The organism is Ramlibacter rhizophilus, assembly GCF_004681965.1.
In the GTDB taxonomy this organism is placed as follows: domain Bacteria; phylum Pseudomonadota; class Gammaproteobacteria; order Burkholderiales; family Burkholderiaceae_C; genus Ramlibacter; species Ramlibacter rhizophilus.
On sequence record NZ_SMLL01000005.1, the window covers coordinates 122,603 to 135,477 of the forward strand.

Here is a 12,875-nt window from a genome sequence, read left to right on the forward strand (position 1 = left end):
TTCCCCCTTTGGGGGAAGGCTGGGATGGGGGCCACGAGTAACGACGCACGGCCGGCGCGCGGCCTTCGCCCCACCTGCCATTCTCAGCGGGCGGAAAATCTCAGCTCTCGTACACGATCTGCGCCTGACCCGCGTCGGCCTGCGCCATCCAGCTGGCCAAGGCCGCGTCGCTCGGGAAGAAGCGCGCGTCTTCGCCCAGCTGCAGTTCCGCCGTCACCGTCTCGCGCCGCAGTGACAGGCGCACGGGCAGGCCGCGCACCAGCTCGCCGTGCTCGCTCTCCTCGCGCTGGGGCGGAAACTCGCGCACCAAACGCCGCACGTCGGGCGCGTGGCCGTTCACCGTCACTTTCAGGTACTTGCCGAAGCGGCAGCGGGCACTGGCCAGGTCCAGCGCCTGCTGCACCGACAGGCGGAAGCCGCCGCTGAAGCGGTCCGGCTGCAGGCGCGCGGTGACGATGACCAGCTCGTCGTCCTTGAGCAGGTGGCGGTGGGCATTGAGCACCGCCTCGTCGGCGGTGGCTTCGATCACGCCCGACTTGTCGTCCAGCTTGAAGATCGCGAGCTTGCCGCGCTGGCCGTTGATCACCCGCAGGTCGCTCACGATGCCGGCCAGGAGCTGCGGCTCGCGCGAGTCGATCAGCTCGTCGATCTGCCTGCGCACGAAGCGGCGCACCTCCGGCGCCACCTCGTCGAAGAGGTGGCCCGAGAGATAGAAGCCCACGGCCGTCTTCTCGAAGGTCAGGCGCTCCTTCACGCCCCAGGGCGTGGCCTGGACCAGCTCGGGCTCCTGCGTGCTCGCGCCGTGCGCGTCGTCCGCCATGTCGAAGAGGCCACCCTGGTTGGCATTGGCCTCCTGCGCCGCGGCGAAGTCGAAGGCCCGGTCGATGGAAGCGACCAGCGCAGCCCGATTGAGCTGCAGCGCATCGAAGGCGCCTGCCTTGATGAGGGCCTCCACCGTGCGCTTGTTCAGGCGGCTGCGGTCCACGCGGGCGCAGAAGTCGAACAGGCTCTTGAAGGGGCCGCCCTCCTCCCGCGCGCGCACGATGGCCTCGATCGCCTGCTGGCCCGTGCCCTTGACGGCGCCCAGGCCATAGCGGATCACCTTGTCCGAGACCGGCTCGAAGCGGTAGCGGCCGCGGTTCACGTCGGGCGGCTCGAAGGTCAGGCCGAAGTTCTTGACCGCGTCCTCGAACAACACCTTCAGCTTGTCGGTGTCGTCCATCTCCACGGTCATGTTGGCGCAGAAGAACTCCGCCGTGTAGTGCACCTTGAGCCAGCCCGTGTGGTAGGCCAGGAGCGAGTACGCGGCCGCGTGCGACTTGTTGAAGCCGTAGCCGGCGAACTTCTCCATCAGGTCGAAGATCTCGTCCGCCTTCTCCTGGCTGATGCCGTTCTTGGCCGCCCCCGCGCGGAAGATCTCGCGGTGCTGGGCCATCTCCTCGGCCTTCTTCTTGCCCATGGCGCGACGCAGCAGGTCGGCGCCGCCGAGCGTGTAGCCGCCCAGGATCTGCGCCGTCTGCATGACCTGCTCCTGGTAGACCATGATCCCGTAGGTCTCGGAGAGCATGTCGGCCACCAGCGGGTGCGGGTACTCCACCTTCTCGCGCCCGTGCTTGCGGGCCACGAAGCTGGGGATCAGGTCCATGGGGCCGGGGCGGTACAGCGCGTTCAGCGCGATCAGGTCCTCCAGCCGCGTGGGCCGCGCGTCGCGCAGCATGCCCTGCATGCCGCGGCTTTCGAACTGGAACACCGCCTCGGTCTTGCCGTCGGAAAAGAGCCGGTAGGTGGCCGCGTCATCCAGGCGGATCTTCTCGAAGGCGAAGTCCTCCTGCCCCTTGTGGCGCGCCCGGATGAACTCGCGCGCGATCTCCAGGATGGTGAGCGTGGCCAGGCCCAGGAAGTCGAACTTGACCAGGCCCGCGGCCTCCACGTCGTCCTTGTCGTACTGGCTCACCGCCGAGTCGGAACCCGGCTGCTGGTATAGCGGCGTGAAGTCCGTGAGCTTGCCCGGCGCGATCAGCACGCCGCCGGCGTGCATGCCCACGTTGCGCGTGAGGCCCTCCAGCTTCTGCGCCAGGCCCAGCAGGGTCTTGACCTCGTCCTCCTTGTCCAGCCGCTCGGCCAGCAGGGGCTCGGCCTCGATCGCGCCGGCGATGGTGATGTGCTGCCCCGGCTTGTTCGGCACCAGCTTGCTGATGCCGTCGCAGAAGGTGTAGCTCATGTCCAGCACGCGGCCCACGTCGCGGATGGCGGCACGCGCGGCCATGGTGCCGAAAGTGGCGATCTGGCTCACCGCCTCGCGTCCGTACTTCTCCTTGACGTACTCGATCACGCGGTCGCGGTTGCCCTGGCAGAAGTCGATGTCGAAGTCGGGCATGGACACCCGCTCCGGGTTGAGGAAGCGCTCGAACAGCAGGTTGTACTGCAGCGGGTCCAGGTCGGTGATCTTGAGCGCATAGGCCACGAGGGAGCCGGCCCCCGAGCCCCGGCCCGGGCCGACCGGGCAGCCGTTGTTCTTGGCCCAGTTGATGAAGTCGCCCACGATGAGGAAGTAGCCCGGGAACCCCATCTTCAGGATGGTGTTGATCTCGAACTCCAGCCGCTCCACGTAGCGCGGCATCTGCCTGTCACGTTCGGCCGCATCGGGAAAGAGCAGCGCCATGCGCTCCCTCAGGCCCTCGTGCGAGGCGAAGCGGAAATACTCCTCCATCGGCATGCCGTTGGGCGTGGGGAAGTTGGGGAGGCGCGGCTTGCCCAGCTCCAGCGTGAGGTTGCAGCGCTTGGCGATTTCCGCCGTGTTCGCGACGGCCGAGGGCACGTCCGCGAACAGCGCCTCCATCTGCGCCGCGGTCTTGAAATACTGCTCGCGCGTGAACTTGCGCACGCGCCGCGGGTTGCCCAGGATCTCGCCTTCGGAGATGCACACGCGCGCCTCGTGCGCCTCGTAGTCCTCCTCGGTGAGGAACTGCACCGGGTGCGTGGCGACCACCGGCAGTTGCAGCTGTGCGGCCAGCTGCACCGCCGCACCCACGTGCGCTTCGTCGTCGGCGCGGCCGGCGCGCTGCAGCTCGATGTAGAAGCGGTGCGGGAACACCCCGGCCAGGGCCAGGGCCGCGTCGCGCGCGCGCTGCGCGTCGCCGGCCACCAGCGCCTGCCCCACGGGCCCGGCCTGCGCGCCGGCCAGGGCGATCAGCCCCTCGCCCAGCTCGCGCAGCCACTCCAGCTTGCACACGCCTTGCGCGCGCACCACGTTGAGCGTCCAGGCCCGCGCCAGCAGCTCGCACAGGTTGAGATAACCCTGGCGGCTTTGCACCAGCAGCACGATGCGGGAAAGCTGCGCGTCGTCCTTGCCCAGGCCCTGCAGCCACAGCTCCGCGCCGAGGATCGGCTTGAGGCCCGCGCCGCGCGCGGCCTTGTAGAACTTGATGCCGCCGAACAGGTTGTTCAGGTCCGTGATGGCCAGCGCCGGCTGCCGGTCGGCCGCCGCCGCCGCCACGGTGTCGTCGATGCGGCAGGTGCCATCGACCACGGAAAACTCGGAATGCAGGCGCAGGTGGACGAACATGGGGGGATTGTAAGTTTGCCCTCCTGCGGCTCCTGGGCGCGATCGATGTGGCGCCGCAGCACGGAACGACCAGCGCCTCGCGCGTTACTCCAGGGGGCGGCCCGATCGTCACCGGGCCGACAACCGGAGGTCATCATGGAGTCAAGCGGCTTGGCACGCTACATCAACGCGGTCAGCACCAAAGGCTGGCGGGACCAGGACAAATGCCTCGTTGACGGCGGTGCTGGGCGCATCGACGTGAGAAGGCAGGTGGACCCGCCCTCCCGCTGGAGCCGGTTGTGGGGCAACTCGCGGCTCTACGTCGCCCTGTGGGGCAGCCGGGCGTACCGCAACAAGGCACTCGAGGCACAGCACCGCGTCCGGGCCGATTTCCTCGAAACGCTGAAGCAGGCCTATGGCAGTCCCATCGCGGAACGGGTGGTCCGCTTCGTCCGCAAGGACTCCGCGCTCACGGTGGCCGATGCCCGCGCGGCCCTGCGGTTCGCCCAGGAGTTCTCACGCCCGACCCAGGAGGCGAACGCGCGCCTGATCGCCCAGTACGTGAAGGACCACGCCCCCCGCAACGGGCTCCAGGGCGCCGACCTGGAACACCGCGTCTCGGAACTGCTGGCGGGCGAGATCCGCAAGCACACCCTCTCCGAGGCGCAGGTGCTCGACGCGATCCGCCGCGCCAACATCCTGGCAGGGACCGCCCCGCTGGAGAGCAGCCCGGGGATGCAGCGCGACGGACGCCCGAGCGACGAACAACGTTTCGACAGCGCGCTCGCCGACTGCGCGGCACGGCCCGGCGAGCTGTCTTCCGCGGCCACTCAGGCCGGCCTGCGCAGGATCATCGAAGGCGCACAGGGTCTGTCGCTCGCGCGGGCCGCGGAGATCCTCCGCTTCGCCGCCAGTTCTCCCCCGACCTATCGCGAGCACATCGTGCGCGATTTGTGCGGCGGCCAGCGCACCGTCTTCGACGGGCGGGGCGTCCTGCGCAGCGCCGCGTTCGGGGCGCTGATGCCGGTCGATCATTCACCCTCTCACCTGCAGCGCAGGATGGAGGAGGACATCCGTGCGCGGCTTGCTACGCCGCCGGTCGACCCGAGCACCGGCTTCTCACTCCACCCGACGGTGTTGAAGGACTGCAACCGCGATCGCTTCTACGTGAATGGCAAGCGGATGACGGACAGACAGGAAGATTTCACCGTCGAGTTTCGCGCCGAATTCGGGGAAGGCGCCCAGGCGGACATGCTGGCGACCATTGCCAGCCGCTTCATGTGCCAGACCAACACCACACGAATGACGGACGTCCTCAACGCGGAAGTCGTGTTTCCGCTGGTGAAGGACTACACGACCTTCCACGAGGCCACGCGCCGTGCGGATGGACGCTGGGACCTCCGTACGACCCATCGCAGCACGGTCGAGGCGGCGCAGTTCCCGGGCCTCGACGGGGTTCGGGCGATCGCGTCGCCTCCCTCGATCCTCTACACCATCTCGTGCACGCTCACTCCAGGCCAGGACACCGCGCCGCCGTCGGTCAGCGACATCCGCGTCGAGGCCTTGTTCACTTCGGACCGCCCGGCGCCCAGCCCCCGCTGAGGCGCGCGGGGCGGCGCCTCTCCTAGAATCGCCACCCCGTGCCGCCCGTCCTCAACGTCTCCGCCTACAAGTTCGTCGCCCTGGGCGAACCCCACGTCCTGCGTGAGCGCCTCCACGCCCAGGCGCTCGCCGCCGGCCTCAAGGGCACGGTGCTCCTCGCCACCGAGGGCATCAACCTGTTCCTCGCGGGGGATGCCCTCGCCTTGCGGGGCTTTCTTGAAGAACTCCAATCCGACCCGCGCCTGGCCGGCCTGCCGGTCAAGGAAAGCTGGTCGGAGCACATCCCCTTCCGCCGCCTGCTGGTCAAGGTCAAGCGCGAGATCATCCGCATGAACCACCCGGCCATCCAGCCGCAGGCCGGGCGCGCACCGGCGGTGGATGCCGCCACCCTGCGCCGCTGGCTGGACCAGGGCCATGACGACGCCGGCCGGCCCGTGGTCACGCTGGACACCCGCAACGCCTTCGAGGTGGACCACGGCAGCTTCGAGGGCGCCATCGACTGGCGCCTCTCGCGCTTCAGCGAATTCCCGCAGGCGGTGCAGGCCCGCAAGCAGGACCTGGAAGGCAAGACCGTCGTGAGCTTCTGCACGGGCGGCATCCGCTGCGAGAAGGCGGCCATCTATCTGCGGGAGGCAGGTGTGCAGCACGTGCTGCAGCTCGAAGGCGGCATCCTGCGCTACTTCGAGGAAGCCGGCGGCGCGCACTGGCGCGGGCGCTGCTTCGTGTTCGACGAGCGCGAGGCCGTGGATGCGAGCCTCGCACCGGCGCGCGGCTGAAACGAAAAACAAACGGGGACCGCGAGGTCCCCGTCGTTCATCCAAGCCGTGCCTGCGATCAGCCGGCGACCTGCTGCAGCGGCGCGCGCTGGCCGCCCTTGGCCGAGGTGCCGAATTCGATTTCGCCCGAGAGCTGGCCGCCTTCCTCGATGACGATCTTGCCGTAGCGGATGCGGCCGGTGACCTTGCCCGTGGCGAAGATGGTGAGCTTGTCGCGCACCGTGAGGTTGCCGTCGAAGTGGCCGCGGATTTCCGCGATGTCGATCTCGGCCGAGCCCTTGAAGGAGCCGCGCTCGGAGATCTGGATCACGCGCGAGTCCATGGTGGCCTCGACCGAGCCTTCCACCACCAGCGTGTCGCAATCGGTGATCTCGACGCCCTTGAGCTTGATGTTCGGGCCGACGGTCAGGCGGCTTTCGGTCTCCTGGACCGGTGCGGCGGCAGCGGCCGGCGCGGCGGAGGAAGCGGCAGCGATGGACGAAGGCACCGCGGCAGCCGCAGGCGTCACCGGCGTGGCGGCGGCGTGCGAGGGCATGGCGCCGCGGGGGGTGGGCACGTCGGACACGTCGCGCTTGTTGTTGTTGAAGAAGGGAGACTGCAAAGCCATCGGAGGTCCTCTTTCTCTCTGAGTTGGAAGGGAGCGCCGATGCTATGGAATGCTGAGCTGTATGCCCATGCTCAGATGAGCAAGTTTCGTAACGAAGTTCGATGCCTGTGACCTTTGGCCAGTGTGGGTCCGCAACAGCGTGCCCCGCGCATTTGTAAGCGGCGTTGCATCCGGAGACCGGAATCGGCAGGATGAGCTACTTCAGAGGACGGACACGGGATTCGGCATGAAGGCAATTCGGCAGGCCAACGCGCGCGCGTTGCTGGCCACCATGGGACTGCTCGCGGGACTGGCCGGCGCGGTGGGACCGGCAGGGGCATCGGAGAGTCTGCCGCTGGGCGCGACGCACCTGGTCGCGGTGCTGCGCGAGTCGGCGGGCGAGAACAAGCAGGACGAGGCGCTGCAGCCCTGGGGCAAGGTGACCATGCAGCTGGAGGACGGCCGCGAGATGGAGATCGAGGCCAGCTGGTACCACTACCTGGGCGACATGCACATCCGCCTGGTGTTCGACGGCCCGCAGAAGCTGCAAAGCGCCACCCCCGAAGACCTTGCCCGCTTGCGCCTTGACGCGGACCAGGCCTTGCGCCTGGCAGCCGGCAACCTGCGCCGCATCTACGGCGAGCCGCGCGTGAGCGCCTGGGAAGGCGGCCTGATGCGGGTCGATGGCCGTGCTTCGGACCTGAACAGCAGCTACTTCCTGGACCGCGACTTCTGGCTGGCGTTGCAGCAGCGTCATCCGCAAGGGCTGGTGGCCGCTGTGCCGCAGCGCGGCGGCCTGGTGTTCGCGCCGGCCGACGACGAAGAGGCCGTCACCCGTCTGCGTTTCGGCGCGGTGGCCCTGTACGCGGGCGCGCGCAACCAGCGGGTGTCCTCGGCGCTGTACCTGTTCCGGGACGGGCGCTGGTCGGTGTTCCAGCCGCCCCTGGCGCACTGAGGTAAAGACGCGCCGGCAAAGACGCGCCGGCGCTCAGTACGACACCGTGTAGCGCTGCCCCCGGTACGTCACCACGGCCGCATTCGGCCGGATCTCCTCCACCACCACGCCGGCGACCGGCTCGCTGCCCTGCCCGTACACCTGCCCGTTGACGATCACCATGCGTCGCGAGGGGTCCTGGCTGAAGACGCCGCCGGTGAGGTTGAAGGCGGGTGCGTCAGCGGGGAGCGGCGAGCGGCGCGCGGCGGCGTTCGCGGGCGCGGGCGCGTTGCCGGGCGGCGCAGCCGGACGCGGCGCGGCGCCGGGCGCGGCGCCGCGTTGCGGGGGCGCAGCCGGCGCCACGGCCGGTGGCGGTGGCGGTGGCGGTGGCGGTGGCGCAGGTTGAGCCGCGGGTTGAGCCGCGGCCGGCGGGGCCGGCGGATTGACCGTGGACGGCCGCATCGGCGGCTGGACCGTCTCGCCGCTGCCCTGCGCTGCCTCCGTCGCCTGCCCATCACGCTCGGCGTCCGCTGCCGGCGGGGCATTGCGGTTCGGGTCCCGCGTGGGGGCGTTCCGGTCGGCGCCCGGCGGCGGCACCGCTGGATCGGGCGCCTGCGCGATCAGGACTTCGGGCGGCTGCGGGGTGCTGGTGCTGCGCGTCGCGGACGCAGGCCGCGCGGCCTGCGCTGCGGACCGGGCGGGCTCGCCGGCGCCCGACGGCGCGCGTTCGTCGACGTCTTTTCGCGGTGCAGGCGGGGGCGGCGGTGGCTGGATGGCATCGGCGGGCCGCACGCTCGCGGCCACCGACGCGACGGGCTGTGCGATCGGCACGGCGGGCGAGGGGCTCGCGGCGGGCGACGCCTTGTCGGCCGAGGCCAGCGTGGACGGGCCGCCGCGCCCCGATTCGGACGACCACTGCCACGCCATGCCGCCGGCGGCGACCACGGCAAGCGCCCCGATCGCCAAGGCCAAGGGTCTGCGCGCGCGCGGCGGCGGCGCGCTCGTCCCGGGCAGGGGTCCGGCCTGGGCGTGGATTCCGCGGGAGGCATCGCGCTCGCGCTGGGCGTCGGCCCGGCGCAGCGCATCGAGGATGAAGGACATGTGCGTGCTGGAAACGGTCAGGGTTGCGGCTGCAGGCGCGGCTCGTCCACGCGCGCCACGCGATTGAGTTGCATGTAGGTCCAGGGCGTGAGCATGCCGCTGACCGGCAGGCCCTGGTCGGCCTGGAAGCGGCGCAGGCGGCTGCGCAGGGTGGCCGGCGAGCGGATGATCTCGTCGCGCTCCTGAACCTTGCCGCGGGCGAGCTGCGTCGCCGCCCAGGCGAGCGTCTCGCTGTCACGCCGCAGGTCGTCCTCCGTGCCGGTGTAGGCGACAGGGGTGCGCCACACGGTGGCGAAGTCGCCATTCCAGCGGGCCGACAGGGCCTTCAGGGTCACCGTCTGTTCGCTGCCGCCGGCGCGCAGCGTGGCGGTATCCCGGCCGAGGGACACCAGCAGGGCATACGAAGGCTGGTCGGAACCGGCGTCGAGCGTGATCACGCCCGGGCGGTCCAGGCGCCGGATGAGGGGCAGCGGCGCGGTGCCGCTGAAGCAGCGCAGGCCCTGGTCCGCCAGCGCGGCGCAGGCCGGCCGGTCCGCGGGTGGCGGCGCGTTCCAGCGCAGGGCGAGTTCGCGCCACGCGGCTTCTTCGCTGCGCAGCAGCGCCGGGGCGGCGGCCGGTGGGTCCGCCTTGGCGACGGCGGCAATGGGGCGCGTGGCCGTCTCCCGCTCGGGCGCCTTCGCTGTCACCGCCGCGGCCTCCCGTTCGACGACCTTGGCGTTCACCGGCGCGGCCGCGGGCTCCGCCGTCGGCGATGCCACGGCGGCCGGCAGCAGCGCCGTGCGCCAGCGCTCCAGGGGCAGCTCGCGCCACGCTCCGGTACCGGCCCAGTACGCGGCCCCGAGGGCGGCGAGGCCCCCCAGGGCCCACAGCGCCAGCGCGGGCCCGGCGCGTCGGACCTCCCGCGCACCGAACACCTCGCGGGCGGCCTGGTCCACCGTGTCCGCGCCGATGCTGCCGCGCGTGTGCGCATAGGCCCCCAGCATGGCCCGGTCGCACAGCAGGTTGATGCGGCGCGGCACACCACGCGCATGGCGATGGATGCGCCGGATCGCGCGCCGGTCGAAGGGAACGGCGCGCTCCAGGCCGGCGACCTGCAGGCGGTGCTGCACGTACAGGGCGGTCTCCTCCTCGTCCAGCGGCTGCAGGTGATAGCGCGCCACCACGCGCTGGGCGAGCTGCTCCAGCTCGGGGCGGGCCAGCATGTCGCGCAGCTCGGGCTGGCCGATCAGCACGACCTGCAGCAGCTTGCGCGAGGCGGTCTCCAAGTTGGTGAGCAGGCGCAGCTGCTCCAGCACGTCGGCCGAGAGGTTCTGCGCCTCGTCGATGATCAGCACGTTGTTGCGCCCCTGCGCATGCGCCTGCAGCAGGAAGGCGTTGAGCGGATCGACATAGTCCTTCACCGTCGGCGGCACGCCGGGGCGTGGCGTCACGGGGACGCGGAACTCGTCGCAGATGGACTGCAGCAGCTCCACCACCGTGAGCTTGGGATTGAAGATGTAGGCCAGGTTGCAGTGGGGCGGCACCTGCTCCAGGAAACAGCGGCACACGGTGGTCTTGCCGGTGCCGATCTCCCCCGTGAGCAGCACGAAGCCGCCGCCGCAGGACAGGCCGTACAGCAGGTGGGCCAGCGCCTCCCGGTGGCGCTCGCTCATGTAGAGGTAGCGCGGGTCCGGTGCGATGGAGAACGGCTCCTGGCGGAGCCCGAAATACGGCGCGTACATGGGGCGACAGGATACGCCGCGGGCAGACGGCCGCGAACGCCTAGGCCGGCAGGGGCGCGGCGCGCGGCACCTTGCGCATCTGGAAGGCACTGGTGATCAGCAGCAGCTGCACCGCCACCAGGCTGAGCCAGACGGCCTGGTACTGCTGGTGGTCCATGAGCAGGCCGAAGGCCAGGGGGGCGGCCGCCTGCCCGATGTCCAGGCCCGAATACACCACGCCATAGACCCGGCCCGAGGAATTCTCCGGCGTGGAGCGCTTGACCAGCAGGTCGCGCGAGGGGCCGGCCAGGCCGCCCGCCAGGCCCATCAGTCCGAACAGCACCGGCACCGCCAGCACCGGCAGGCTCGCGAAACCGAGGACCAGTGCCACCAGGGCCGCGAAGCCGAAGGCCATGCCCACGATGCGCTCGCAGCGGCTCGGGTCCTTGGCCAGGAAGCCACCGACGATCATGCCGCCCGCACTGCAGACCATGTAGACGGTCACGCACATGGCGGCCAGCCCCACCGGCACGCCGTGGAGGTAACGCGCCGCGTGCGGCGCGTAGGCCTGCACGGCGGTGAGGATGATGGCCCACAGCAGGAAGAACCAGAAGCACATCCACACGGCCGGGATGCGCAGGAAGGCGAAGTTGCCCGCTGTGCCATCGGCAGCGGACCTGACCGGCACGGGCGGCAGTTGCAGCCGCTCCCGGTTCACCCACAAAACCGCCAGCACCACGAAGGCCAGGACACCCGCCGCCGCGAGCGCCACGCGCCAGGAGAACGCCATGGTCAGCGGCACCAGCAGCGCCGGCGCCAGGGCCCAGCCCAGGCTGCCGGTCACGCCGTGGACGCTGTAGGCATGGCCGATGCGCGCGGCACTGACCTTGCGATTGAGCAGCGTGTAGTCCACCGGATGGAACACGCCGTTACCCACCCCGGCGACCACGACCCAGCCCACCATCACGCCGTAGCTGGGCGAGGCGGCCATGCCGAAGGCCGCGATGCCCAGCAGGGTGAGGCCGCCGAGCAGGATGGGACGCGGACCGTGCCGGTCCACCAGGAACCCGGCGCTGGCCTGCACCGCGCAGGACACCACGAAGAACAGCGTCATGAGGAAGCCCAGCTCCGTGTAGCCGACCTGGAAGGCGTCCTTGAGCCAGGGGAACAGCGGCGCCAGCAGGAGCTGGCTGAAGTGGCTGATGAGGTGGGCCCCGCCGACCAGCCCGATGACCCCGGCGTCCTGGCGCAGGGGGTTGGGTGGAAGGGTTTCGGAGGCGGAACTGCTGCTGCTCATGGTGGCCCGATGCTATCGCGCCCGGCTGTCGCCTCCGGGGCTGCCGTAGCCGGCAAGCCACGCCCATACTCCTGGCTCACCGGAGGTAAGCAAGATGCAGATCCAGGGCAAAGTGGCCATCGTCACGGGCGGAGGCAGCGGCATCGGCGCGGGGCTGGTGCGGCGCTTCATGGCCGAAGGCGCGCGGGGCGTCGTCGCCGCCGACCTGCGGCTGGAGGCGGCCGAGGCGGTCGCAGGCGAATGCGGGGCGATCGCCCTGCCCTGCGACGTCACGCGCGAAGCGGACATCCAGGCGCTGGTGCAGCGCACCCGCGAGCGCTTCGGCGGCGTGGACATCTACGTCTCCAACGCCGGCATCCTCGGCCGCATGGGCGGCATCGAGCTGGAGGACGAACTCTGGGACCGCATGTGGCAGGTGCACGGCATGGCCCATGTGTGGGCGGCGCGCGCGGTGGTGCCGGAGATGGTCGCGCGCGGCGAGGGCTACTTCCTGGTCACGGCCTCGGCGGCGGGCCTGCTGAACATCGTCGAGTCCGCGCCCTACGGCGTGACCAAGCACGCGGCCCTGGCCTTCGCCGAATGGCTGCGCATCGCCTACGGCCGGCGCGGCCTGCGCGTCTCCTGCCTCTGCCCCCAGGGCGTGCAGACCGAGATGACGCGCGAGGGCGGCGGCTCGGCCGGCCAGGACGGCATGCTCACGCCCGAGCAGGTGGCCGACACCGTGGTGCAGACCCTGCACGAGGAGCGCTTCCTCGCCCTGCCCCACCCGGAGGTGTTGAAGTATTTCCAGGCCAAGGGCCAGGACTACGACCGCTGGATCGGGGGCATGCAGAAGATCCATGCGCAGTACATGGGACAGGGGACGGCTTCGCGTCCCGCATAGCCGCGTTTGCCTGAATTCGAACGCGCGGCGCGTCCCCGCGCCGTAGCATCGGCTTCGCTTCGCGGCGGCCCTGTCGGCCCGCGGTCGCGAGCCGATTTCAGGAGACCTCATGGGAAAGACGTACACCAAGCGCCTGGGCATTCTTCGCCGCAAGGACGGCCTCACGCACGAGCAGTTCGTGGACCACTGGATGAACCGCCACGCGCCCCTGTGCATGAAGCTGCCGGGCCTGCGCCGCTATTCGGTGAACCTGGTGGACCGCGGGCGCTTCCCCCACTTCGACTACGACGGTTTTTCCGAGCTCTGGTTCGACTCCGAGGCCGACCTCACCGCCGCGCTGCAGAGCGAGGAAGGCCGCACCCTGCTGGCCGACCTGCCCAATTTCGCCAAGGACGTCTCGCCCATCCTCTCGGTCGAGACGCAGATGCTCTGGCCCTGAACGGGAAGGACAA

At 70.4% G+C, this 12,875-nt stretch carries 10 protein-coding genes; 5 read left to right on the top strand and 5 right to left on the bottom strand.

Translation table 11 applies throughout. The features are described from left to right. Positions 1–100: 100 nt before the first annotated feature. Positions 101–3,565, bottom strand: a complete 3,465-nt coding sequence (dnaE, locus tag EZ242_RS13455; RefSeq protein WP_135285692.1) for a DNA polymerase III subunit alpha — start codon at positions 3,563–3,565, stop codon at positions 101–103. Between the two features lie 150 nt (positions 3,566–3,715). Here dnaE and EZ242_RS13460 point away from each other — a divergent pair, with 150 nt between their 5' ends. Together EZ242_RS13460 and EZ242_RS13465 are read left to right on the top strand one after the other, a co-directional pair. Beyond that, positions 3,716–5,146 (top strand): hypothetical protein, encoded by a 1,431-nt coding sequence (locus EZ242_RS13460; protein ID WP_135285693.1) that lies wholly within the window; start codon positions 3,716–3,718, stop codon positions 5,144–5,146. A 38-nt stretch (positions 5,147–5,184) separates the two neighbouring features. Then, the gene (locus EZ242_RS13465) at positions 5,185–5,922 is read left to right on the top strand and encodes a sulfurtransferase (RefSeq protein WP_135285694.1); all 738 of its coding nucleotides are present in this window, start codon (positions 5,185–5,187) and stop codon (positions 5,920–5,922) included. 58 nt (positions 5,923–5,980) lie between these two features. Here the strand turns inward: EZ242_RS13465 and EZ242_RS13470 are convergent, their stop codons facing one another. Next, complete coding sequence (locus EZ242_RS13470; protein ID WP_135285695.1) at positions 5,981–6,529, bottom strand: bactofilin family protein; 549 nt, start codon at positions 6,527–6,529, stop codon at positions 5,981–5,983. 226 nt (positions 6,530–6,755) lie between these two features. Between EZ242_RS13470 and EZ242_RS13475 the strand changes: the two genes are divergently transcribed. Continuing rightward, positions 6,756–7,463: a DUF1444 domain-containing protein gene (locus EZ242_RS13475; RefSeq protein WP_135285696.1), complete on the top strand. Its 708-nt coding sequence runs from the start codon at positions 6,756–6,758 to the stop codon at positions 7,461–7,463. A 33-nt stretch (positions 7,464–7,496) separates the two neighbouring features. Here EZ242_RS13475 and EZ242_RS22540 read toward each other — a convergent pair whose 3' ends face one another. From EZ242_RS22540 to EZ242_RS13490, 3 genes are read right to left on the bottom strand one after another with little or no spacing between them, the layout of a single operon-like run. After that, positions 7,497–8,543: a general secretion pathway protein GspB gene (locus EZ242_RS22540; RefSeq protein WP_135285697.1), complete on the bottom strand. Its 1,047-nt coding sequence runs from the start codon at positions 8,541–8,543 to the stop codon at positions 7,497–7,499. 17 nt (positions 8,544–8,560) lie between these two features. After that, the gene (locus tag EZ242_RS13485; RefSeq protein WP_135285698.1) at positions 8,561–10,264 is read right to left on the bottom strand and encodes an AAA family ATPase; all 1,704 of its coding nucleotides are present in this window, start codon (positions 10,262–10,264) and stop codon (positions 8,561–8,563) included. A 40-nt stretch (positions 10,265–10,304) separates the two neighbouring features. Continuing rightward, entirely contained in the window at positions 10,305–11,540 is a 1,236-nt protein-coding gene (locus EZ242_RS13490; protein WP_135285699.1) for an MFS transporter, read from the bottom strand. A gap of 94 nt (positions 11,541–11,634) precedes the next feature. Here EZ242_RS13490 and EZ242_RS13495 point away from each other — a divergent pair, with 94 nt between their 5' ends. Next, positions 11,635–12,423, top strand: a complete 789-nt coding sequence (locus tag EZ242_RS13495) for an SDR family oxidoreductase (protein ID WP_135285700.1) — start codon at positions 11,635–11,637, stop codon at positions 12,421–12,423. A gap of 109 nt (positions 12,424–12,532) precedes the next feature. Then, entirely contained in the window at positions 12,533–12,862 is a 330-nt protein-coding gene (locus EZ242_RS13500) for an EthD family reductase (RefSeq protein ID WP_135285701.1), read from the top strand. Positions 12,863–12,875 lie beyond the last annotated feature (13 nt).